Below are 22,529 nucleotides of genomic sequence, written 5' to 3'. Positions count from 1 at the left end.
GCAGCTATACCTCGATGCGGGTCATGTAGTGGGAGAAGGCCTGCAGATAGCGCGGGATGGGGATGAGGAAGGCGTCATGCCCCTGGGGCGCGTCGACCTCCAGGTAGCTGACGTCCTTGCGCGCGGCCATCAGGGCGTTGACGATCTCCTTGGAGCGCGCCGGCGAAAAGCGCCAGTCGGTGGTGAAGGAGACGATCAGGAAGCGCGCCTGCACTCCGGCTAGGGTCTTGGCCAGGTCGCCGCCCTGGGCATGGGCCGGATCGAAATAGTCCAACGCCTTGGTCATCAGCAGGTAGGTGTTGGCGTCGAAGCGGCCGGAAAATTCCTCGCCCTGGTAGCGCAGGTAGCTCTCCACCTGGAATTCGACGCTGTGGAAGTCGTAGTTGAGCTGGTCGGTCTTGAGTTCGCGACCGAATTTCTCGCCCATGGCCTCGTCGGACAGGTAGGTGATGTGGCCGACCATGCGCGCCAGCATCAGGCCGCGCTTGGGGATCACGCCCTTTTCCTGGAAGTGGCCGGCGTGGAAATCCGGGTCCGAAAGGATGGCCTGGCGCGCCACCTCGTTGAAGGCGATGTTTTCCGCCGACAGCTTGGGTGCCGAGGCGATGGCCAGGCAGTGGCGGATGCGCTCGGGATAGCTGATGGTCCACTGCAGCGCCTGCATGCCGCCCAGGCTGCCGCCGATCACCGCCGCCCACTGCCCGATACCCAGGCGATCGGCCAGCCGTGCCTGGCTGTTGACCCAGTCCTCCACGGTCAGCACCGGGAAGTCCGCGCCATAGGCCCGACCGGTCTCGGGGTTCGGACTGCTGGGGCCGGTGGAGCCGTTGCAGCCGCCCAGGTTGTTGAGGGCGACGACAAAGAACTTGCGGGTATCGATAGGCTTGCCGGGACCGATGCAGCTGTCCCACCAGCCCGGCTTGCGGTCGTCCAGGCTGTGGTAGCCGGCCGCGTGGTGATGGCCCGAGAGCGCGTGGCAGATCAGCACGGCGTTGCTGCGACTGGCGTTGAGTTCGCCATAGGTCTCGACCATCAGGTCGTAGGCCGGCAGGGTGCGGCCACAGGCTAGGGCCAGGGGCTCGTTGAAGTGCAGCAGCTCGGGGGTGACCAGGCCGACGGAATCTTCGGGAATGACGCTGGGCATTGACGGCTCGTCCGGGGCGGGGCTCGCCAGTCTAAAGAGCACCGCCGGGAGCGGCAAGGGCAGGCGCGGCGCGGCGGCCAGGGACCGCGCCGCGCGTGGCGGGCAGGGCTAGCCGACCCGCGCCAGCGGCAGGGCGACCACGTTGTCGTGGCGCTGGGACGGTGCCGGCCGATTGATCTGCTTGAGCATGTCGCTGACCTCGCTGAGCTGCCCGTGCAGGACGTCCTCGTGCACCTGCAGCCGGCGCACCTGCTCCTGGCTGTTGAGGTTCTGCTGGGTGAGCTGCTTGAGCGCCAGCATGCTGGTTTCCAGCAACTGCTTCTGCTCGCGGGTGTGCTGCACCAGCGGGGTCAGGGCGCCGTCGTTCCAGCGCAGCACCTGGGCGTGGGCGCCTTCCTGCAGCGCCTGGACCTCCTGGGCGACGGTGGCGAAGAAGCGGCGACCCAGGGCGCTCTGCTCGGTGAGCAGGGTCTTGACCTGCCGCTGGACCTCCTCGGTCTTGAGTTGCAGCTGGCGCAGCTCGCGGACATAGGGGCGGATGCGCAGTCGCGGCGCTTCCAGGGGATGCAGCGGATTCTCCACATTGTGCCGCTGGTAGACCGCGCCGAGCACCTTGTTGGCCCGGTCCGCCTCGTTGTCCAGGGCCAGCAGGTCATGCTCGACCACGCGGAAGAAACGGGTGATGGACTGGTTGATGCCGACGGTGGTCAGGCTGGTGCGGAATTCCCTGCGGGCGGTGTCCAGGTGGGCATCCAGTCGCTCCGGCGCGACCAGGTCGGTCAGCAGCTTGCGCTGCCCGGCCAGCATGTTCTGGGTGGTGCGCAGATCCAGCAGGCGGCGGTGGTAGAGGTCGTATTCCTGGCGCGTGCGAGCGGTCTGCAACTCCAGGCCGGCACCGGGCAGTTCCTCGTCGGCCAGTTGCGCGTACTGGGCGCGAATGGCTTCCAGACGCTGTTCGATAAGCGTGCGGCTGGCGCCCAGCAGGCCACTGGCCTGCTGCACGATGCGCTGCTGCAACAGGCGCTCGCGGGCGCCGACGATGCGTTCGGCGAGCAGCTGTTCGAGGCTGTCCAGCTGGCTGCGCGCGAGCAATTCCAGATCGCCGCGGACCTTGCCCAGCAGCGCCTGCTTGGCCGACAGCGGCAGGATGTGTTCGGCCGGCAGCGCCAGTTGCCGGGCACTGGCCTGGCGGACGTTTTCCAGGGACTGGGCGACATGGGCGACGCCGCCGAGGTCGTCCCAGAGGCTGTCGATCTTGTTCATTACCGCGAACAGCCGCTCCGGGGCATCGCCCAGGGACGGCTTGACGCACTGCTCCCAGAGCGCGAGATCCGAGGCGGTCACGCCGGTGTCGGCACCGATCAGAAAGAGCACGGCCTGGGCGTGGGGCAGCAGCGACAGGGTCAGTTCCGGCTCGGCGCCCAGGGCGTTGAGGCCGGGGGTATCGAGGATGCGCAGGCCCTGGCGCAGCAGCGGATGGTCGATGCTGATCAGCGCGTGGCGCCAGGCCGGGATGCTGACCAGGCCGTCGCTGTCGAGTTGTTCCAACTGCTCGGGATCGAAGCCCAGCTGCACGGCGGCGGCGGTTTCCACCTCGCGGGTCTCGGTGACCTTGGCCAGCAGGGCGGCCATGGCGTCCGGGTGCCGGTCGTCCAGGGGGAAGCGCTGCCAGGCCTCGGGCGCCTTGCGCCAGGCGGTCAGGCTGCGTTCGTCCAGGCGGCTGTCGATGGGCAGCAGCTGCAGATAGGGACCGTCGGCCGCGGCGTCATAGAAGATCTCGGTGGGGCACATGGTGGTGCGCCCGGCCTGGGACGGCAGCATGCGCTGGCCGTAGTCGGCGAAGAAGAGGGCGTTGATCAGCTCGGTCTTGCCGCGCGAGAACTCGCCGGCGAAGGCCAGGGTGATGCCGTCGGCCTGCAGTTCGCTCTGGCAGGTCGCCAGGGCGGCGTCCAGCGCGGGGGAGGCGAGACGATTACGCTGCAACCAGTCGCGGTAGCGGCCCAATTGGGTATCGAGTTCGGCTTTCCACGTGGCATAGGCATCGACGTGGCGGAACAGGCGTTCCATAGGGGACTTCCTTGACCTGAACAGCAAAGGCTGGACGGTGCCCCAGCGTCCGGCGGGACGTCAATGCCGCCTCCGCCACGACGCGGCAGGCGGTCGTGGCGGGTGCGCGAATGGCGCCTCAGAGGAAGGGCGCGAGAATCTGCGGCATGCCCGTGGCCGCGGCCAGCTGGCCGATGACGAAGCGATCCAGCAGGTTGATCACGATGAAGGCGAAGATCGGCGACAGATCCAGACCGCCCAGGCTCGGCAGGATGCGGCGGAAGGGGGCCAGCAACGGCTCGCAGATCTGGTTGACCAGTTCGGCGGCCGGATTGTGGGTCTGGGGCGCGACCCAGGAGAGGATGACGCTGACGATCAGGGCGAAGAAGAACACCTTGAGGAACAGCGACGCCACGCCCAGCAGCGCCCAGATCAGCAGGGCGGGGAACAGGCCGCCGATGCTGGCGCCGAGCAGCACCACCACGACCATCATCAGCGCCAGCTGGACCAGGATCGCCAGCACCAGGGCCGCCAGATCGACGCCGCCGAAGCCGGGGATGATGCGCCGTACCGGCTTGAGCAGTGGCTGGGTGGCGCGCACGGTGAATTGCGAAAGCGGGTTGTAGAAGTCGGCCCGCACCAGCTGCAGGATGAAGCGCAGCAGGATGATCAGCAGATAGAGGCTGCCGAGGGTCTGGATGACGTAGACGAGAGCTTGGGCGAAAGCGGACATGGATACTCCTTATCGATCCGGCAACTGGGCCAGTTCCGCAGCCCGGTCGGCCGCGGCGGTGAGGGCTTCTTCCACCAGGTCCGCGAAGGCCCCGGCTTGGAAGGTTTCGATGGCGCGTTCGGTGGTGCCCTTGGGGGACATCACCGAGCGGCGCAATTGTTCGGGGCTGCGGTCGCCCTGACAGGCCATGGCGGCGGCGCCGCGGGCGGTGTGCAGGGTCAGCTGCTGGGCGACCTCGGCCGGCAGGCCGAGCTTGGTGCCGGCCTCGGTCATGGCTTCCATCAGCAGGAAGAAATAGGCCGGACCGCTGCCGGAGACGGCGGTGACCGCGTCCAGCTGCTGTTCTTCCTCGACCCAGAGGGCCAGGCCGACCGCGGCGAGGATCTCCTGGGCACGGGCGCGCTGTTCGGCGGTGACCTGGTCATTGGCGAACAGGCCGCTGGCACCCAGGCGCAGCTGCGAAGGCACGTTGGGCATGCAGCGCACCAGGGCGCGCTGGCCCAGCCAGAGTGTCAGGCTGGCGCAGGTGATGCCGGCGGCGACCGAGACGATCAACTGGTCCGGGCGCAGATGGGGCGCCAGCTCCTGGCAGACCTCGCTCATCACCTGGGGCTTCACCCCCAGCACCACCACGTCGGCATCCGCGAGCACGGCGCTGTTGCTGGCCTCGACGTGGATGCCATGGTCCCGGGCCAGGGCTTCGCGCTTGGCCGGGTTGCGATTGCTGGCGCTGAGCTGCCGGGCCGGCATGCCCTGGGCGAGCAGTCCGCCGATGATGGCGCCGGCCATGTTGCCGGCGCCGATGAAGGCGATGCGGGTGTCTTTCATCGAGACTTCCTAGGTTGCAGGGGCGGCGCCGTAGTCACGGGCGCCAAAGAGGGCGGTACCGACGCGGACCCAGGTGGCCCCTTCGGCGATGGCGGCTTCCAGATCCTGGCTCATGCCCATGGACAGGGTGTCCAGGCCCAGGTTCAGGGCTTCGCCCAGGGTGCGCAGTCGGGCGAAGGCGGCGCGCTGGCTGGCCGGGTCCTCGGTGGGTTCGGGGATGGCCATCAGGCCACGCAGGCGCAGGTTGGGCAACTGGCTGACCGCGGCGGCCAGGGCCGGCAGGTCGTCGGGGTGGCAGCCGGACTTGCTGGCCTCGCCACTGACGTTGACCTGCAGGCAGATGTTCAGCGGCCCGCGCTTGGGCGGGCGCTGTTCGGCCAGGCGCTGGGCGATCTTCAGGCGATCCACCGAATGCACCCAGTCGAAGTGGCAGGCGATGGCGCGGGTCTTGTTGGACTGGATGGGGCCGATGAAATGCCACACCAGTGGCAGGTCGGCCAGCGCCGGCTGCTTGTCCAGCGCCTCCTGCAGGTAGTTCTCGCCGAAGTCGCGCAGGCCCGCGGCGGCGGCCTCGCGCAAGGCGGCGGCGGGCTTGGTCTTGCTCACCGCCAGCAGGCCGACAGTCGCGGGATCGCGGCCTGCCGTCCGGCTGGCGGCGGCGATGCGTTCGAGTACGGTTGCGCTATTCTCGGCTATCGTGGACATTCAGCCCCTGCTTGCGTCGGCGCATCCGGCAGGCCTCGGCGTACCGGATGAGTGAGTGGCGGTGACCAGGTCAGACCGCCAGTGCTGCGCGGCATTCTACCTGCTTGCTCGACATCTGGGAGTCCCATGGATATCACCGAATTGCTGGCCTTTTCCGCGCGGCAAGGCGCCTCCGACCTGCACCTGTCCGCCGGCCTGCCGCCGATGATCCGCGTCGACGGCGACGTGCGCCGCATCAACCTGCCGGCCTTCGAGCACAAGCAGGTGCACGCGCTGATCTACGACATCATGAACGACAAGCAGCGCAAGGACTTCGAGGAATTCCTGGAGACCGACTTCTCCTTCGAGGTGCCGGGCGTGGCGCGCTTCCGGGTCAATGCCTTCAACCAGAATCGCGGCGCTGGCGCGGTGTTCCGGACCATCCCTTCCAAGGTGCTGAGCATGGAAGAGCTGGGCATGGGCGAGGTGTTCAAGAAGATCACCGACGTTCCGCGCGGCCTGGTGCTGGTGACCGGACCGACCGGCTCGGGCAAGTCCACCACCCTGGCGGCCATGCTCGACTATCTCAACAACACCAAGTACCACCACATCCTCACCATCGAGGATCCCATCGAATTCGTCCACGAATCCAAGAAGTGCCTGGTCAACCAGCGCGAAGTGCACCGCGACACCCTGGGCTTCTCCGAGGCCCTGCGCTCGGCGCTGCGCGAGGACCCGGACATCATCCTGGTCGGCGAGCTGCGCGACCTGGAGACTATCCGCCTGGCGCTGACCGCGGCCGAGACCGGGCACCTGGTGTTCGGCACCCTGCACACCACCTCGGCGGCCAAGACCATCGACCGGGTGGTGGACGTCTTTCCGGCGGAAGAAAAGTCCATGGTGCGCTCCATGCTGTCCGAATCCCTGCAGGCGGTGGTCTCCCAGACCCTGCTGAAGAAGGTCGGCGGCGGCCGGGTGGCGGCCCACGAGATCATGATCGGTACCCCTGCCATCCGTAACCTGATCCGCGAGGACAAGGTGGCGCAGATGTATTCCTCGATCCAGACCGGTGGCGGCCTGGGCATGCAGACCCTGGACATGTGCCTCAAGGCGCTGCTGGCCAAGGGACTGATCAGCCGCGACGCAGCCCGCGAGAAGGCCAAGACGCCGGAGAACTTCTGATGGATTTCGACAGGTTCCTACAACTGATGGTGGACAAGGGGGCGTCCGACCTTTTCATCACCACCGGCGTGCCCCCTTCGATGAAGATCAACGGGCGCATGACGCCGGTCACCAAGGATTCGCTCACGCCGGATCAGTGCCGAGCCATAGTGCTGGGGGTGATGAACGACGAGCAGCGCCAGGAATTCCAGCAGAAGCGCGAGTGCAACTTCGCCATCAGCGCCCGCGGCATCGGCCGCTTCCGGGTCAGCGCCTTCTATCAGCGCAACCTGGTGGGCATGGTGCTGCGCCGCATCGAGGTCAACATCCCCACGGTCGAGCAGCTGCGCCTGCCGGAGATCATCAAGAAGCTGGCCATGACCAAGCGTGGCCTGGTGATCTTCGTCGGCGCCACCGGCACCGGCAAGTCCACCTCGCTGGCGGCCATGATCGGCCACCGCAACAAGAACTCGGCGGGGCACATCATCTCCATCGAGGACCCCATCGAATACATCCACCAGCACCAGGGCTGCATCGTCACCCAGCGCGAGGTGGGCATCGACACCGAGTCCTTCGAGGTGGCGCTGAAGAACACCCTGCGCCAGGCCCCGGACGTCATCATGATCGGCGAGATCCGTAGCCGCGACACCATGGAGCACGCCCTGGCCTTCGCCGAGACCGGTCACCTGTGCCTGGCCACCCTGCACGCCAACAACGCCAACCAGGCACTGGATCGCATCATCCACTTCTTCCCGGCCGATCGGCACGGCCAGACCTGGATGGACCTGTCGCTCAACCTCAAGGGCATCGTCGCCCAGCAGCTGGTGCCCACCACCGACGGCCAGGGGCGCCGCGCGGTGATCGAGGTGCTGCTCAACACCCCGCTGGTCGCCGACCTGATCCGCAAGGGCGAGGTGCATGAACTCAAGGCGCTGATGAAGAAGTCCGGCGAACTGGGCATGCAGACCTTCGACCAGTCGCTTTACAGCCTCTATCGTGACGGTGAGATCAGCTACGAAGCGGCCCTGGCCCACGCCGATTCCGCCAACGACCTGCGGCTGATGATCAAGCTGGGGTCGGAGACGGATGCCGATCACCTCAATCAGACCACCCGCAATCTCTCGGTGGACATGGGCGACGATCCGCCCAAGCGCTTCCGCTAGCCTTCGCCTTCGGCTGCCAGGGTCCTGGCCTCGCGCAGGGCCGTCACCAGGGCCTGGCGCGCCTGCTCCTGCTGCTCGGCGTCCGGGGTGCGCAGGATGTAGGAGGGGTGATAGGTGGCAATGATCCAGCGCTCGTCCAGCCGCAGCGGTCGGCCCATGAACTGCGCCAGGCCCCGGGGCTTGCGCTTGAGCAGGGCCTCCAGGGCAGTCGAGCCCAGGGCCACCACCACCGTCGGCTGGATGTCGCGCAATTCCTGCTCCAGCCAGTAGCGGCAGGGGGCGATCTCCGGTCCCGGGGTGACGTGCTTGCGCCGCCGGCCCTGGGGAATCCACTTGAAGTGCTTGACCGCATTGGTCAGGAACACCTCGCTGCGCTCGAGGCCGGCCTCGGCCAGGGCCGCCATCAGCACCTGCCTGGCCGGGCCGACGAAGGGCCGACCCGCCAGGTCTTCCTGATCACCGGGCTGCTCGCCAAGCAGCAGGATGCGCGCCGTGCGCGGGCCTTCGCCGGCCACCGGCTGGGTGGCCTTTTCCCACAGCTCGCAGCGGCGGCAGTCATCAAGGGTGGTGGGCAGCGGTCGCTCCGGCTGCGCACGTTCCGCGGCGATCAATACCTCGCGACCGCTCTGGCGACCCACGGCCTCGGCCTGGGCCAGGCGCTGGGCGCCGGCGCGGGCTTCGCTGAGCAGCGCCGGGATCAGCGGCCCTTCCGGCAGATCCTTCCAGAAGCGCGCCGGCATGTTGCCCCTCAGGGTGCGCGGATTGGCCCGCGCCGGATTGAAGGTGCTGCGGTAATAGGCGCGCCAGAGTTCATCGCCGGCGTTGCGGTCATCGTCTTCCGGGGTCTGCCGCGCCAGTTGCTGCAGCTCGGCGGGGCAGGGCTCCACCAGTTGCAGCGCCTGGCCGTCCCAGAGCGCGGCGGCCTCGGGGGTCGCGATCAGCCAGCTGCTGTTGCCCATGCGGTCGCAGAAATGCGGCGCCGCCAGGGCCAGGACGTCGTGGGCCGGCTGGTGCCAGGCCACCCAGGCCGGCGGACCGGCGCTTTCCGCCCGCGGCCGAAAGCGCAGGAAGGCATGCACATGGTGGATCTCGCGGCGGATCGCCTTGACCCGGCGCTGCAATTCGCTGCCATCCTCGTCACCGGCCAGCATGGCCGCGCGTTCCCCCCGCGCGACCCGCCAGAGCACCTGGTAGAGCAGTGCCCAGCGATCATCGCTGCGAAAGCAGGCGGCGTAGTTCAGGGCCTCGGCCAGTTGGGGCGGAATGCGTATGGCGCCACTCGGCGGCGGTGCCGTGGCCTCGACCGGTTCGTCGAACAGATCGCCCAGCCCACGACTCTCCTGCCAGCTCACCTGGGCCGGGGCGATACCCGCCTGCAGCAACCGGCGCGCTTCCTTGCGCCAGCCGGCGAAGGTGCCGTCGAAGTCGACTCTCTGCATCTAGAGCAGGGCGAGCTGGGCGGGCGGCTCGGCGAGTTGCCGGCGCAGGTCGAGGGACTCGGCCAGGCGCGGCTGTGGCCGGTAGTCCTGGGTGATGATGAAGGGCCGCGCCTTCTCGACGCTGCATTTCAGGCGGATCAGGTCGGCGTAGCGGATGCGCCGCTCGCGCCTGAGCTCCACCAGCCGCTTGGCCGAGAGCACCCCGATGCCGGGCACCCGGGCGATCATCACCTGGTCGGCCCGATTGAGATCCAGCGGGAAGATGGCCCGGTTGTGCAGCGCCCAGGCCAGCTTGGGGTCCACGTCCAGCGGCAGCTGGCCATCTTCGGTGGGCAACTCCTCCGCCTGGAAGCCATAGCCGCGCATGAGGAAGTCGGCCTGGTACAGGCGATGCTCGCGCAGCAGCGGCGGCGGTTGCAGCGGCACCGTGCCCGGGCTTTCCGGAATGGGGCTGAAGGCCGAGTAGTAGACGCGCTTGAGGCGATAGGCGCCATACAGCGTCTGGGCGGTATCGAGGATGGTGCGGTCGTCGGTGGCATCGGCACCCACGATCATCTGGGTGCTCTGGCCGGCCGGGGCGAAACGCGGTGCCTTGGCTTCGGCCTCGGCTTCCTCCAGGCCCAGGCGGATGTTGCCCATGGTCTTGCGGATGCTGCTGCCGTTCTTTTCCGGCGCCAGCTTGATCAGGCTGCTTTCGGTGGGCAGCTCGATGTTCACCGACAGGCGATCGGCATAGAGACCCGCCTGGGCGATGATCTCGGGATCGGCGTCGGGAATGGTCTTGAGGTGGATATAGCCGCGGAACTGATGCTGCTCGCGCAACAGCTGGGCCACCCGGGTCATCTGCTCCATGGTGTAGTTGGAGGAGCGGATGATGCCGGAGCTGAGGAACAGTCCGCTGATGACATTGCGCCGGTAGAAGTCGAGGGTCAGCTGCACCACTTCCTCGGGCGTGAAGCGCGCCCGCGGCACGTTGCTGCTGCGACGATTGACGCAGTACTGGCAGTCGTACTGGCAGAAGTTGGTCAGCAGCACCTTGAGCAGCGCCACGCAGCGCCCATCGGGGGTGAAGCTGTGGCAGATGCCCATGCCATCGGTCGAGCCCAGGCCGCCCTTGCCCTTCGAGCTGCGTTTGGGCGCACCGCTGCTGGCGCAGGACACGTCGTACTTGGCGGCATCGGCGAGAATGATCAGCTTGTCGGCGAGCTCCATCGAGATCTCCTGGACTGTGATTGCATACAGTATCCAGGAAGCGGAGCGTCGTTCAATGGCTTTGCGCCGGGCGGCGCCGAGTGGAGCGACACTCCGCCGGGCGGTAGCGACCCGGCGGAGCGAGGGGCGGGATCAGGACTTGCGGGTACGCTTGGTACGCGGCTTGTCCGCGACGGGATCGGTTTCCGCCGCCAGGGTATTGGGCTGCTGCAGCACGCGCTTGGCCGACGCGAACCTCTTGGTCCAGTAGGGCTTGCTCAGGTGGTCGACGCGCACGCTCTCGCCACTGCGCGGGGCATGGACGAAACGATCGTTGCCCAGATAGATGGCGACGTGATCGATGCCGCTGCGCTGACCGGTCTTGAAGAACACCAGGTCGCCGGCCTTGAGATCGCCACGAGCGACCTTGGGGCCCTTGAGTTGGGACAGCTCACGGGAGGTACGCGGCAGCTTGACGTTGTGTACGTCGCGATAGACGTAGTTCACCAGGCCGCTGCAATCCAGGCCGTTCTGCGGATTGGTACCGCCGAAGCGATAGGGCGTGCCGACCAGGTCCATGGCGCGGGTCGCGACCTGGGCGCCGACGTTACGGGTGGCAGCCTGGGCGGTGGCCTGCTTACGGTGCAGGGCGCTGGTGGCGCGGGCGGCGTGCTTGGCACGGGCGGCGGAGGCGGCCTGGGTAGGGTCCACCTTCGCCACGCGGCGAGCGGCGGCCTTGGGCGCGGGTGCAGCGGAGGCGTGCCGGGCGGCGGTCTTGGGAGCTGAGGCGGCGGTGACATGCCGGGCTGCGACCTTGTGGACCGGAGCGGCAGTGCGCGCTGCAGAGTTCTCTTTCGCTTGCACCGCCGCTGGCAGTACAAGACAGGCGGAGAGCCATGTCAGAAGAAATAGACGCATTGTCGTAGGGGTGTCTGAAGATCGAAGCGATGGATTCTATACCAACCCTGTGGATATTTTGTGCACCTCTCATCAAGAAATTATGTAATTTTTAGCGGAAAGTGAGGTCCCTTGAGCGCCAACCAGTGAGACTCCCTGGGCATTCATCCAGTTTTCGACATAAAGTCACGGTGAAGGTAAGGGTGTAGGTAAGGCGGGTCTTTTCCTTAAGTCGCGAGGTCGTAGGCATGCGGTATCAGGACACTCACAGCAAGGTCATGGGCTATCTGCTGTGGATCTTCGGTTTTCTCGGCGCCCATCGCTTCTACTATGGCAAGCCGGTCACCGGCACGATCTGGTTCTGCACCCTGGGCCTGCTGGGCATCGGCTGGCTGATCGATCTGTTCCTGATCCCGGCCATGGATCGCGAGGCGGATCTGCGCTTCCAGTCCGGCTCCCTCAACTACAGCCTCGGCTGGATCCTGCTGACCTTTCTCGGCCTCTTCGGCGTCCATCGCCTCTACCTGGGCAAGTGGATCACCGCGATCCTCTATTTCTTTACGGCGGGTTTCTTCCTGCTGGGCGTGCTCTACGACTTCTGGACGCTCAACTCACAGATCTCCGAGGAGAACCGCCGGCGGCTGGTGCGCTAGGTTCGGTTGAGTGGCAAGCAGAAGGGGCTCCGCGGAGCCCCTTCTTTTATTCAGGCATCACGCTGGTAGGTGGTGCGGCCCCCCACCAGGGTGCGCTCGACGCGTCCCGCCAGGGTGAGGCCCCGGAAGGGGCAGTTGCGGCCGCGGGACAGCCAGGGCGTCGCGGCCTGGGCGGTCGGCTGCTGGGCGAACAGCACCAGGTCGGCCGGCAGGTCCTTGGCCAGGCGGCCCGCGTCGAGGCGCAGGGCCTGGGCCGGACCCTGGGTCAGGCGGGCCAGCAGGGTCGGCAGATCCAGCAGGCCGTCTTCCACCAGCGTCAGGGCCAGCGGCAGCAGCAGTTCGACACTGCTGATGCCCGGCTCGGTGGCGGCGAAGGGGGCCAGCTTGGCATCCGCCTCATGGGGCTGGTGGTGGCTGGAGATGGCGCCGATCACGCCGTCTCGCACCCCGGCTCTCAGGGCGTCGCGATCTCGCGCGGTACGCAGCGGCGGCTTGACGTGGTAGAGGCTGGAAAAGCCCTGCAGCGCCTCGTCGGTGAGCAGCAGCTGGTAGAGCGCCACATCGGCGGTCACCGGCAGGCCACGGGCCTGGGCGGCGGCGATCATCTCCACCGCACGGGCACTGGTCAGCTGCCCGAAGTGGGCGCGTACGCCGCTCTGTTCCACCAGCAGCAGGTCGCGGGACAGGGCGATGGTCTCCGCGGTCTCCGGAATCCCGGTGAGCCCCAGGAAGCTGGCGGTGGGGCCTTCATGGGCCAGGCCACCATGGGCCAGATCGGCGTCGAGGGCGGTAAAGACCACGGTGAGGTCGAAGGTGGCGGCATATTCCAGTGCGCGCCGCTGTACCCGCAGATTCTCGAAGGGCTGCAGGCCGTTGGTAAAGGCCACGCAACCGGCGTCGCGCAAGGTCATCAGCTCCGACAGCTGCTCGCCGGCGAGGCCCCTGGTCAGGGCGCCGATGGGATGGACGCGGGCGTGATCGGCGGTGCGCGCCCGATCAAGGATGAGTTCGGCCACCGCGGTGGTGTCCAGCACCGGACGGGTAGTGGGCGGGCAGCACAGGCTGGTGACGCCTCCGGCCGCAGCGGCGCGGGTCTCGCTGTCGACATTGCCCTTGCGGGTCAGGCCCGGTTCGCACAGGGCGACATCCAGGTCGACCAGGCCAGGGGCCAGGATCAGGCCGCTGGCGTCGAGCTGCTCGTCGGCCTGAAAGCCCTGGGGCGCTTCACCGAGGGCCAGGATGCGACCCTGGTCGACATGGACATCGCTGATCCGGTCGAGACCGGTGGCCGGGTCGATCACCCGGGCATTGCGGATGCTCAGGCTCACTGCGCATTCTCCTGTAGCTGACGCTGGGCCGTCTGCCCGCTCATGGTCATCGACAGCACCGCCATGCGGACCGCGATGCCGTAGGTGACCTGGTTCAGGATGACCGATTGCTCGCCATCGGCCACCGCCGATTCGATCTCCACGCCGCGGTTGATCGGGCCGGGGTGCATGACGATGGCATCGGGCTTGGCGCGGGCCAGGCGCTGGCGGGTCAGGCCGAACAGCCGGTAGTACTCGCCTTCGCTGGGCAGCAGGCCGCCCTGCATGCGCTCGCGCTGCAGGCGCAGCATGATCACCACGTCCACCCCTTCCAGGCCCTCGGCCAGGTCGGTACAGGTGCGCACGCCATAGAGTTCTTCGAGGCCGACCGGCAGCAGGGTGCGCGGCGCGACCACGCGGATGTCGCGGCAGCCCAGGGTGCGCAGCGCCAGCATGTCGGAGCGGGCGACCCGGGAGTGCAGGATGTCGCCGACGATGGCCACCGAGAGGTTGGCGAAGTCGCCCTTGTGGCGGCGGATGGTCAGCATGTCGAGCATGCCCTGGGTGGGGTGCGCATGGCGGCCGTCACCGCCATTGATGATGGCCACATCCGGGCAGACGTGTTCGGCGATGAAGTGGGCGGCGCCGGAATCGGCGTGGCGCACCACGAACATGTCGGCGGCCATGGCTTCCAGGTTGCGCAGGGTGTCGAACAGCGTCTCGCCCTTGCTGGTGGAAGAGGTGGAGACGTTGAGGGTGATGACGTCCGCCGACAGCCGCTTGGCGGCCAGTTCGAAGGTGGTGCGGGTGCGGGTCGAATTCTCGAAGAAGACGTTGCACACGGTCTTGCCGCGCAGCAGGGGCACCTTCTTCACCGCCCGGGCGCCGACTTCCAGAAAGGAGTCGGCGGTATCGAGCAATTCGGTGAGGAGTTCGGCAGGCAGGTCGTCGAGTGACAGGAAATGGCGCAATTGGCCCTGGGCGTTGAGTTGCAGCGAGCGCGTAGCGTCGGTCATGGCAGCGAATCCAGGTCAGGCGGCGGGGACGTCGCGGTATTCGAGGGCGAGCGGCGAGGGGCCGGTCAGCTTGACGCGCTGGGTGGGGGCCAGGCTCAGGGTGGCGCCCACCACGTCGGGCTGGATCGGCAATTCGCGGGCATTGACGTCCAGCAGGCAGACCAGGGTCACACTGGCGGGACGGCCATAGTCGAAGAGTTCGTTGAGCGCCGCGCGCACGGTGCGACCGCTCATCAGCACATCGTCCACCAGCACCAGGTGGCGACCATCGATCTCGAACGGCAGGGCGGAGGGACGCACCTGCGGGTGCAGGCCCTTCTGGGTGAAGTCGTCGCGGTAGAAGGAGACGTCCAGGCTGCCCAGCGGGGTGTCCAGGCCGAGTTCGGCCAGCAGGGCCTCGGCGACCCAGAGGCCGCCGGTGTGGATGCCGACGAAGCCGGGATCGGTGATGCCACGGCGATCCAGCGACAGACGCAGGTCGGCGGCCAGCCGCGGCAGGAGCTCGGCGGGAGAGGGCAGGTGCATGGCTACTCCGATTGCGGGCGCGCGGCCCGTTCCAGTTGTTGGGTCAGCCAGCCTTCCAGGAGGAGGGCGGCTGCCAGGGCGTCCACCGGGCGTTCGCGATAACCGTCGCGCTGACCGCCCTGCAGGCGCTCGCCCTTGGCGGCATAGGTGGTGAGGCGCTCGTCATGGGTATGCACGGCCAGGCCGTAGCGTCCCTGCAGGCGGCGGGCGAAACGTTCGGCGCGCTCGCTCATCTCGCTGGGCGTACCGTCCATGTTCAGTGGCAGACCGACCACCAGGGCGGTGGGGCGCCACTCGTCCAGCAGGCGCTGGATCTGCTGCCAGTCGGGTACGCCGTTCTGCGCCTTGAGGGTGAGCAGTTCACGGGCCTGGCCGGTCACGGCCTGACCCACGGCCACGCCGATCTGCCGGCTGCCGTAGTCGAAGCCCAGATAGAGCCCGCTGGGCGCGCTCATGCGTGACCCGCCTGGCGCGAGAGCAGCCGCAGGTCGACTCCCAGCAGGGCGGCGGCCGCGCCGAGGCGCTGCTCGCTCGGCGTCTCGAACAGCAGGGCGCTGGTGGCCGGGGTGGTGAGCCAGAGATTGGCCGCCAGTTCTTCTTCCAGCTGGCCGGGGCCCCAGCCGCTGTAGCCCAGGGTGATCAGGTGGCGGCTCGGGCCGGTGCCATCGGAGAGGGCGAAGAGCACGTCTGGCGAGGTGGTCAGGCTGAGGGCTTCGAGCTCCAGGGTGTTCTGGAACACCGGGCCGGCGTCGTGCAGGACGAAGCCGCGATCGGTCTGTACCGGGCCACCGGCATAGAGCACGACCTGGGCATCTTCCTGGGTGGCCGGTATCTCGGGACGCAGCTGTTCGAGCAGGTCGTCCAGGTGCAGGCCATTGGGGCGGTTGATCACCAGGCCCATGGCGCCATCCGGGCTGTGGTCGACGAGGTAGATCACCGTCTCGGCGAAATGGGGATCGTCCATCTGCGGCATGGCGATCAGGAGCTGGTGCTGTAGGGTGGTGCTGGAGGTCGGCTTCATGACCGGCAAGTTTCCCGGTTGCGCGGTCCGGCTTCAAGTCCAACGGCGTCCCGGACTATTGACTGGACAGGCGGTCGCCACGCTCGAAGCGCCAGGTGCGGATGATCTCCAGCCGGTCGATGTCGGCCAGATCGCCACTGAAGGGGGCGAAGGGCGCCGCCAGCCGGACGATGCGCAGCGCCGCCTGGTCCAGCACCTGGCGTCCCGAGGATTCCAGCACCTGGACCTCGTAGAGCGAGCCGTCCTTGTTGATGGCCACCAGCAGGCGCAGGCTGCCGTAGAGGCGGTCGCGCTTGGCCTGCTCGGGGTAGTTGAGATTGCCGATGCGCTCGATCTTGCGCCGCCATTCTTCCTTGTAGCGGGCGCCCTTGTCCTTTTGCGTCGAGGCGGCATTGATCCGCCAGATCTTCGGCCGCTTGGCGTATTGCTGGCGCTCTTCGGCGAGCTGGGCCTCCAGGCTGGCGAGTTCGGCGGCCTGGCTGTCGGACTCGGGGCTGGGCGCATCGCGCTGCTCCCGCTCCGGGGTCTCGCGACTGGGTTCGGCCTTGGTGGGGCGCGCGGCGCGGGTGGTCACCGCGGCCTTGGGCGCCTGGGCACGATCCGCCGCTGGCGGGCGAGCCGGGGGCGCGGCCTGGCGGATCTCGCTGTCGTGGAAAGGCGCCTGCACCGGGGTGCTCGGCGCCGCCGCCTTGTCCAGCGTACCGCTGCCCTGCTGATTTTCCTGGGCCAGGAAGTCGGCCTGCTTGGGCGCCTCGTCGCTCTTGAAGCTGGCCAGCGTCACCTCCAGGGTGCGACTGATCTGGGCAGGCTCGGGCAGCGAGAAGCCGACGCCGAGAATCAGCACGACGTGCAGCAGGGTCGCGATGAGCAGCGTGAAGCCCAGGCGGTCGGCGGGACGAACCTGGGCGGCGGGGGAGGAGGCGGTGCTGGGCATTGACTGGGTCGGCAAGGGTAGAGGACGCGCGGCAGGGCTGGCGCCAGTCTGCGGATTGTGTCCGCGGTTGTCCATGCCGCCGCGGGCGGCATGGACGCGCGCCTCAGCTCGCGCGTTGCTGCGCGATCACGTCCATCAGGCGCTCGGCGATGCGGGTGTCGTAGGCCGCATCGATCTCGCGGATGCAGGTCGGGCTGGTGACGTTGATCTCGGTCAGGTGCTCGCCGATCACGTCCAGACCGACGAAGAGCAGGCCGCGCTTGCGCAATTCCGGACCCACCGTCGCGGCGATCTCGCGATCCCGTGCCGACAGCGGTTGGGCCACGCCGCGGCCACCGGCGGCCAGGTTGCCGCGGGTCTCGCCCTGGGCCGGAATGCGCGCCAGGCAATAGTCCACGGGTTCGCCGTCGATCATCAGGATGCGCTTGTCGCCGTCCTTGATACCGGGCAGATAGCGCTGGGCGATGATCTGCTGGGTACCGTGGGCGGTCAGGGTCTCGAGGATCACCGAGAGGTTGGGATCACCTTCGCGGTGACGGAACACCGAGCTGCCACCCATGCCGTCCAGCGGCTTGAGGATGACGTCGCCGTGGGTGCGGGCGAATTCGCGGATGATGTCGGCGCGACGGCTGACCAGGGTCGGCGGGGCCAGCTCGGGGAACAGGGTGGCGAAGAACTTCTCGTTGCAATCGCGCAGGCTGGCGGGACGATTGACCACCAGGGTGCCGCTACGCTCGGCCTGCTCCAGCAGGTAGGTGGCATAGACGAATTCGTTGTCGAAGGGCGGATCCTTGCGCATCAGGATCACGTCCAGCTCGCGCAGCGGCAGGTCGACGTCTTCGCCAAAGGCGAACCAGCGCTCCGGATCCTGGAACACGTCCAGCTGGCGACCGCGACCGCGGGCCTCGCCATCGACCTGGTACAGGTCCTGCATCTCGAAATAGTGCAGGGTCCAGCCGCGCGCCTTGGCCGCCCACAGCATGGCCATGGAGCTGTCCTTCTTATAGGAGATGCGTTCGATGGGATCCATGACGATCCCCAGACGGATACTCATTGACGCTAGACCTCGGTTCTACGTGGGCAAGGCGTCAGAATAGCCCTTCGATCCCCTTTAGTGCCAATGCTTGCGCGATCGTCGTGGTGGGCGGGCCGGTGGTCCGTCACCAGGGGATCTGCGTGGTACGTCACGGTATTGTGTGCTACAAAGAGGCGCCGCCAAAGTGCCCGGATCGACATCATTCACGTTGCATCGACGATGAGCTGGTAGCTTGAACATGGAACAGTATTCGGAAGGGCTGAAGGTCATGGTGATCGACGACTCGAAGACGATTCGTCGGACCGCCGAGACCTTGCTCAAGAAAGTTGGCTGCGAAGTCATCACTGCCATCGATGGATTCGATGCGCTCGCCAAGATCGCCGATAGTCATCCCCATATTATCTTCGTGGACATCATGATGCCGCGACTGGATGGCTATCAGACCTGCGCGCTGATCAAGAACAACAGCGCCTTCCGCGCGACGCCCGTCATCATGCTTTCCTCCCGTGACGGACTCTTCGACAAGGCCAAGGGCCGCATCGTCGGCTCTGACCAGTACCTCACCAAGCCCTTCAGCAAAGAAGAGCTGATCGGTGCGATCAAGACCCACGTCCCCAGTTTCACTCCGCTCGAACAAGCGTCCTGAGTGTCCTGAGGCGGGCGATTCTATCTAGTAGGAAATTTTCATGGCTCGAATTCTGATCGTCGATGACTCTCCCACCGAGATGTACAAGCTCACCGCCATGCTGGAAAAGCATGGTCATCAGGTGCTCAAGGCCGAGAACGGCGCCGACGGCGTCGCCCTGGCCCGCCAGGAGAAGCCCGACGCGGTCCTGATGGATATCGTCATGCCCGGCCTCAACGGCTTCCAGGCGACCCGGCAGCTGACCAAGGATGCCGAGACCAGCCACATTCCGGTGGTCATCGTCACCACCAAGGACCAGGAAACCGACAAGGTCTGGGGCAAGCGCCAGGGCGCCAAGGACTACCTCACCAAGCCCATCGACGAAGACACCCTGTTGCGCACCCTGGCGGGTGTCCTGCAAGGCTGAGGTCTTTCGTCCGTTTCTCGCGGCAGCGCCCCACTGGGCAGGGAATCCTATGAGCGACGCCTCCACGCCCTACGAGCTCTTGCGCCTGATCGATCTGCGCTGCCGCGAGCGGGCAGCCGGTCTGCCGGCGCAACAGGAAAACCAGCGCAGCTGGAGTGGCATCGGCTTTCGCCTCGGTGAATTGCGCTTCGTGATTCCCATGGGCGAGGTCAGCGAGATCCTGCCGGAGCCGCGTTTCACCGCCTTGCCCGGCGTCAAGCCATGGCTCAAGGGCGTGGCCAATGTGCGCGGTCGCCTGCTGCCGATCGCCGACCTGGGGCAGTTCCTCGGCGTGAAGATCCAGGCCCTGCGCAAACAGCGGCGGATCCTGATCGTCGACCATGGCGACCTCTTCGTCGGATTGGCGGTTGACGAAGTCCTGGGTATGCAGCATTTCGACATCGAGGCTTATCGCGAGCACGCTGACAGCGTGCCGGCGGGCCTGCACTTCTTTCTGGAAGGTGTCTTCCAACGCGACGTGCCCTGGCTGGTCTGCAGCCCGCGCGCCTTGGTCGAGCATCCCGAATTCATGGACGTCGCGGCCTAGGTCGCCAGACGTCCGGACGCTGCAAGGCGGATCGGGGTCGGGATGGCAGGAGCCGTCGCCGACGGGTGGGGGTAGGGCGCCGAACACCGGCTTCAAGCGAACCGGTCTGGCGTCCGACAAGGATAGAACTAAAGGAACCAAGGTCCAGGCGGGGGCCGCTGATGAACAAACTCAATACCGGGAAACTCAACGCGTGGGTCGCGGGCATGTTCGTGGTGCTGATCGTCGCGATCGTGCTGCTGTTCGCCAACTTCGCGTACCTGGGCACCCAGACCAACTACGACAACCAGTACCAGGGCCAGGCCACCGAGCTGCGCATCCTCTCGCAGCAGCTGGCCAAGAGCGCCAGTGAGGCCGCCACCGGCAAGGCCGAGGCCTTCAAGGACCTGCGTCAGGCCCGTGCCGAGTTCGAGCGCCGCCTGAACATCCTGCGCAGCGGTGATCCGCAGACCGGCCTGCCGCCTTCGCCGGCGATCCTCGGTCCGCGTCTGGATACCCTGCAGTCCCAGTGGGAGAGCCAGCGCAAGCAGGTCGACACCATGCTCGGCAGCGAGCAGACCGTGCTGTCCCTGCACCAACTGTCCGGCGCCCTGGCCGATACCATTCCCCAGTTGCAGGTCGAGAACGAAGAGATCGTCGACATCCTGATCGAGCGCGGCGCGCCCGCCAGTCAGGTGGTGGTGGCCCAGCGTCAGGCGCTGCTCGCCGAGCGGATCCTCGGCGCCATCAACAAGATCCTCACCGGCGACGAAGCCGCCGTGCAGGCCGCCGACAGCTTTGGTCGCGACGCCAGCCTGTTCGGCCGGGTGCTCAAGGCCATGCGCGAAGGCAATGCCTCCATGGGCATCGCCAAGATCACCGATCCCGAGGCGGTCGGCCGCCTCAACGAAGCCAACAAGCTGTTCGAATTCGTCTCCGGCAACGTCGACGAGATCCTCGCCACCTCGCCCGAGCTGCTGCAGATCCGTTCCGCCGTGGGCCTGATCTATCGCGGCTCCCAGGCGCTGCTCGGTTCCGCTTCGGAGCTGAGCGCCGGTTACGCCTCCCTGGCCCAGAGTCGCAAGATCAACACCGTGGGCAGCTACCTGCTGGTGTTCATCGCCCTCGGCGCCATCCTCTGCATCGGCTACATCCTGGTGCGCGACACCCGCCGCCGCCTGGCCGAGACCGACGAAAAGAACCAGCGCAACCAGACCGCCATTCTGCGCCTGCTGGACGAGATCGCCGACCTGGCCGACGGCGACCTGACCGTGCAGGCCACGGTGACCGAAGACTTCACCGGCGCCATCGCCGACTCCATCAACTACTCCATCGACCAGCTGCGCGAACTGGTGGAAACCATCAACCAGACCGCCGTCCAGGTGGCCGCCGCCGCCCAAGAGTCCCAGGACACCGCCACGGTGCTGGCCGAGGCCTCGGAACACCAGGCCCAGGAAATCGCCGGGGCTTCCGCGGCGATCAACGAGATGGCCGTGTCCATCGACCAGGTATCCACCAACGCCTCCGAATCCACCGCGGTGGCGGAGCGCTCCGTGGCCATCGCCAACAAGGGCAACCAGGTGGTGCACAACACCATCATCGGCATGGACAGCATTCGCGAGCAGATCCAGGACACCGCCAAGCGGATCAAGCGCCTGGGCGAATCGTCCCAGGAGATCGGCGACATCGTCGGCCTGATCAACGACATCGCCGACCAGACCAACATCCTGGCCCTGAACGCCGCCATCCAGGCCTCCATGGCCGGTGACGCCGGCCGCGGCTTCGCCGTGGTCGCCGACGAGGTCCAGCGCCTCGCCGAGCGTTCCTCGGGGGCCACCAAGCAGATCGAGGCCCTGGTCAAGGCGATCCAGACCGACACCAACGAAGCGGTCATCTCCATGGAGCAGACCACCTCGGAAGTGGTACGCGGGGCCGCCCTGGCCCAGGACGCCGGTGTGGCCCTGGAAGAGATCGAGAAGGTTTCCCAGAGCCTGGCCGGACTGATCCAGAACATCTCCAACGCCGCGCGCCAGCAGTCCTCGTCCGCCAGCCACATCTCCAGCACCATGAACGTGATTCAGGAGATCACCTCGCAGACCTCGACCGGTACCACCGCCACCGCGCGCAGCATCGGCGAGCTGGCCAAGCTGGCCAGCGAGATGCGGCGTTCGGTTTCGGGATTCAATCTGCCGAACGAGCAGCCGCTGGGCTGAACACAGCGGCCACATCGCGGTGTGGCGAGGGGGAGACGGGGTGGGGGAGTCGAGTTGGGCGTTGCGCCGTGCTCCCGAGCTGCCGGATGCGGACTTCGAGCGTTGGCGACAGTTGCTGGAAACCCGCGCCGGCATGGTGCTGGACGATCGCCAGCGCAGCTTTCTGCAGATCCAGCTGGCCGCGCGCATGCGCGAACTGGCGATCGCGGACTACGACAGCTACTACCAGGTCGTCTGCGCCGGCATCGGCGGACGCATCGAATGGGTTCGGCTGCTCGACCGCCTGACCATCCAGGCCACCCGCTTCTTTCGCCATCCGCCGTCCTTCGCGCTGCTGGAAACCTATGTGAACGAGTTCGCCAAGACCGCCGAGGGCGATAGCCTGACCCTCTGGAGCCTGGGGTGTGCCAGTGGCGAGGAAGCCTTTTCGATGGCCATCAGCACCGCCGAAGTGCTCACGCGGCAGACGCGCCCGCTGACGTTCGCCCTGACCGGTACCGACATCAGCAGCGAAGCCCTGCGCCAGGCGCGGCAGGGCATCTACAGCCTGCAGCGACTCGCCGGGATGCCGGCCGCCCTGCGCGAGCGGTATTTTAGTCCCCGCGGCGGCGGCAACTTCGAGGTTGCCGCCGGGTTGGCGGAGCGGCTGTGCTTTGCCCGGCTCAATGTGCTGGAACTGGGCCAGGCCCCCTTGCAGGGGCTCAACGTCATTTTTTGTCAGAACTTGCTGATTTATTTCCGCCGCTGGCTGCGTCGAGACCTGCTCAATCAGCTGGTCGAGCGGCTTGCACCGGGTGGGCTCTTGGTCCTGGGTGTCGGTGAGGTGAGCAATTGGAGCCACCCGCAGCTGATACCCGTCGATCATCCCGAAGTCCTGGCGTTCACCCGCCAGCTGGACCACCCGGCATGACAGGAGCCGAG

Annotated in this window: 23 protein-coding genes; 8 read left to right on the top strand and 15 right to left on the bottom strand. The window is 67.0% G+C overall.

The annotated features are described in order from the left end of the window. Positions 1 to 4: 4 nt before the first annotated feature. From GSQ95_RS06220 to GSQ95_RS06200, 5 genes are all read right to left on the bottom strand, one after another. Positions 5 to 1,144 carry a homoserine O-acetyltransferase gene (locus tag GSQ95_RS06220; protein ID WP_158893583.1) on the bottom strand — a complete coding sequence of 380 codons (1,140 nt, stop codon included), beginning with the start codon at positions 1,142 to 1,144 and terminating at the stop codon, positions 5 to 7. Positions 1,145 to 1,252: 108 nt separating this feature from the next. Beyond that, positions 1,253 to 3,211 (bottom strand): dynamin family protein, encoded by a 1,959-nt coding sequence (locus GSQ95_RS06215; RefSeq protein WP_158893585.1) that lies wholly within the window; start codon positions 3,209 to 3,211, stop codon positions 1,253 to 1,255. Between the two features lie 118 nt (positions 3,212 to 3,329). After that, complete coding sequence (locus GSQ95_RS06210; RefSeq protein ID WP_017640989.1) at positions 3,330 to 3,923, bottom strand: YggT family protein; 594 nt, start codon at positions 3,921 to 3,923, stop codon at positions 3,330 to 3,332. A gap of 9 nt (positions 3,924 to 3,932) precedes the next feature. Continuing rightward, the gene (gene proC / locus GSQ95_RS06205; protein WP_158893587.1) at positions 3,933 to 4,751 is read right to left on the bottom strand and encodes a pyrroline-5-carboxylate reductase; all 819 of its coding nucleotides are present in this window, start codon (positions 4,749 to 4,751) and stop codon (positions 3,933 to 3,935) included. Positions 4,752 to 4,760: 9 nt separating this feature from the next. Then, positions 4,761 to 5,456, bottom strand: coding sequence for a YggS family pyridoxal phosphate-dependent enzyme (locus GSQ95_RS06200; RefSeq protein ID WP_158893589.1), 696 nt, complete (start codon positions 5,454 to 5,456; stop codon positions 4,761 to 4,763). A gap of 126 nt (positions 5,457 to 5,582) precedes the next feature. Here GSQ95_RS06200 and pilT point away from each other — a divergent pair, with 126 nt between their 5' ends. Together pilT and GSQ95_RS06190 are read left to right on the top strand one after the other, a co-directional pair. After that, entirely contained in the window at positions 5,583 to 6,617 is a 1,035-nt protein-coding gene (pilT, locus tag GSQ95_RS06195) for a type IV pilus twitching motility protein PilT (RefSeq protein ID WP_007161666.1), read from the top strand. Next, a complete protein-coding gene (locus tag GSQ95_RS06190) occupies positions 6,617 to 7,759 on the top strand; it encodes a PilT/PilU family type 4a pilus ATPase (RefSeq protein ID WP_133861457.1) in 1,143 nt (380 codons plus the stop codon). Before pilT ends, GSQ95_RS06190 begins: the two co-directional genes overlap by 1 nt. On the opposite strand, the gene GSQ95_RS06185 is transcribed toward GSQ95_RS06190, so the two are convergent. The 3 genes from GSQ95_RS06185 to GSQ95_RS06175 form a co-directional block, all read right to left on the bottom strand. Next, positions 7,756 to 9,198, bottom strand: a complete 1,443-nt coding sequence (locus tag GSQ95_RS06185; RefSeq protein ID WP_158893591.1) for a UdgX family uracil-DNA binding protein — start codon at positions 9,196 to 9,198, stop codon at positions 7,756 to 7,758. The two genes, GSQ95_RS06190 and GSQ95_RS06185, sit on opposite strands and share 4 nt — an antisense overlap. Next, complete coding sequence (locus GSQ95_RS06180; RefSeq protein WP_158893593.1) at positions 9,199 to 10,410, bottom strand: putative DNA modification/repair radical SAM protein; 1,212 nt, start codon at positions 10,408 to 10,410, stop codon at positions 9,199 to 9,201. 132 nt (positions 10,411 to 10,542) lie between these two features. After that, positions 10,543 to 11,100: a C40 family peptidase gene (locus tag GSQ95_RS06175; RefSeq protein WP_133861455.1), complete on the bottom strand. Its 558-nt coding sequence runs from the start codon at positions 11,098 to 11,100 to the stop codon at positions 10,543 to 10,545. Positions 11,101 to 11,534: 434 nt separating this feature from the next. Between GSQ95_RS06175 and GSQ95_RS06170 the strand changes: the two genes are divergently transcribed. Next, entirely contained in the window at positions 11,535 to 11,939 is a 405-nt protein-coding gene (locus GSQ95_RS06170) for a TM2 domain-containing protein (protein WP_133861454.1), read from the top strand. A 50-nt stretch (positions 11,940 to 11,989) separates the two neighbouring features. On the opposite strand, the gene GSQ95_RS06165 is transcribed toward GSQ95_RS06170, so the two are convergent. From GSQ95_RS06165 to gshB, 7 genes are all read right to left on the bottom strand, one after another. Further along, positions 11,990 to 13,267: a dihydroorotase gene (locus GSQ95_RS06165; RefSeq protein WP_158893595.1), complete on the bottom strand. Its 1,278-nt coding sequence runs from the start codon at positions 13,265 to 13,267 to the stop codon at positions 11,990 to 11,992. Further along, on the bottom strand, positions 13,264 to 14,262 hold the full coding sequence (locus GSQ95_RS06160; protein WP_158893597.1) for an aspartate carbamoyltransferase catalytic subunit: 999 nt from the start codon (positions 14,260 to 14,262) through the stop codon (positions 13,264 to 13,266). The genes GSQ95_RS06165 and GSQ95_RS06160 overlap by 4 nt, the downstream gene beginning before the upstream one ends. 15 nt (positions 14,263 to 14,277) lie before the next feature. Next, positions 14,278 to 14,787, bottom strand: coding sequence for a bifunctional pyr operon transcriptional regulator/uracil phosphoribosyltransferase PyrR (gene pyrR, locus GSQ95_RS06155; RefSeq protein WP_158893599.1), 510 nt, complete (start codon positions 14,785 to 14,787; stop codon positions 14,278 to 14,280). A gap of 2 nt (positions 14,788 to 14,789) precedes the next feature. Next, a complete protein-coding gene (gene ruvX, locus GSQ95_RS06150) occupies positions 14,790 to 15,242 on the bottom strand; it encodes a Holliday junction resolvase RuvX (protein ID WP_158893601.1) in 453 nt (150 codons plus the stop codon). Next, positions 15,239 to 15,808: a YqgE/AlgH family protein gene (locus GSQ95_RS06145; protein WP_158893603.1), complete on the bottom strand. Its 570-nt coding sequence runs from the start codon at positions 15,806 to 15,808 to the stop codon at positions 15,239 to 15,241. The genes ruvX and GSQ95_RS06145 overlap by 4 nt, the downstream gene beginning before the upstream one ends. Before the next feature lie 55 nt (positions 15,809 to 15,863). Then, positions 15,864 to 16,742 carry an energy transducer TonB gene (locus GSQ95_RS06140; RefSeq protein ID WP_158893605.1) on the bottom strand — a complete coding sequence of 293 codons (879 nt, stop codon included), beginning with the start codon at positions 16,740 to 16,742 and terminating at the stop codon, positions 15,864 to 15,866. A gap of 103 nt (positions 16,743 to 16,845) precedes the next feature. Beyond that, on the bottom strand, positions 16,846 to 17,796 hold the full coding sequence (gene gshB / locus GSQ95_RS06135) for a glutathione synthase (protein WP_158893607.1): 951 nt from the start codon (positions 17,794 to 17,796) through the stop codon (positions 16,846 to 16,848). Positions 17,797 to 18,016: 220 nt separating this feature from the next. Between gshB and pilG the strand changes: the two genes are divergently transcribed. The 5 genes from pilG (at position 18,017) to GSQ95_RS06110 (ending at position 22,518) form a co-directional block, all read left to right on the top strand. After that, entirely contained in the window at positions 18,017 to 18,424 is a 408-nt protein-coding gene (gene pilG, locus GSQ95_RS06130; RefSeq protein ID WP_007161679.1) for a twitching motility response regulator PilG, read from the top strand. A 40-nt stretch (positions 18,425 to 18,464) separates the two neighbouring features. After that, positions 18,465 to 18,830, top strand: a complete 366-nt coding sequence (pilH, locus tag GSQ95_RS06125) for a twitching motility response regulator PilH (RefSeq protein WP_007161680.1) — start codon at positions 18,465 to 18,467, stop codon at positions 18,828 to 18,830. 49 nt (positions 18,831 to 18,879) lie between these two features. Then, complete coding sequence (locus tag GSQ95_RS06120) at positions 18,880 to 19,416, top strand: chemotaxis protein CheW (RefSeq protein ID WP_158893609.1); 537 nt, start codon at positions 18,880 to 18,882, stop codon at positions 19,414 to 19,416. Between the two features lie 161 nt (positions 19,417 to 19,577). Beyond that, positions 19,578 to 21,608, top strand: a complete 2,031-nt coding sequence (locus GSQ95_RS06115) for a methyl-accepting chemotaxis protein (RefSeq protein ID WP_158893611.1) — start codon at positions 19,578 to 19,580, stop codon at positions 21,606 to 21,608. A 61-nt stretch (positions 21,609 to 21,669) separates the two neighbouring features. After that, complete coding sequence (locus GSQ95_RS06110) at positions 21,670 to 22,518, top strand: protein-glutamate O-methyltransferase CheR (protein ID WP_158893613.1); 849 nt, start codon at positions 21,670 to 21,672, stop codon at positions 22,516 to 22,518. Positions 22,519 to 22,529: the final 11 nt, after the last annotated feature.

Source organism: Pseudomonas sp. BAV 4579 (assembly GCF_009765395.1).
In the GTDB taxonomy this organism is placed as follows: Bacteria; Pseudomonadota; Gammaproteobacteria; order Pseudomonadales; family Pseudomonadaceae; genus Chryseomonas; species Chryseomonas aestiva.
Note: the sequence above shows the minus strand (reverse complement) of the source record. Positions and strands in the feature narration are given on the sequence as shown.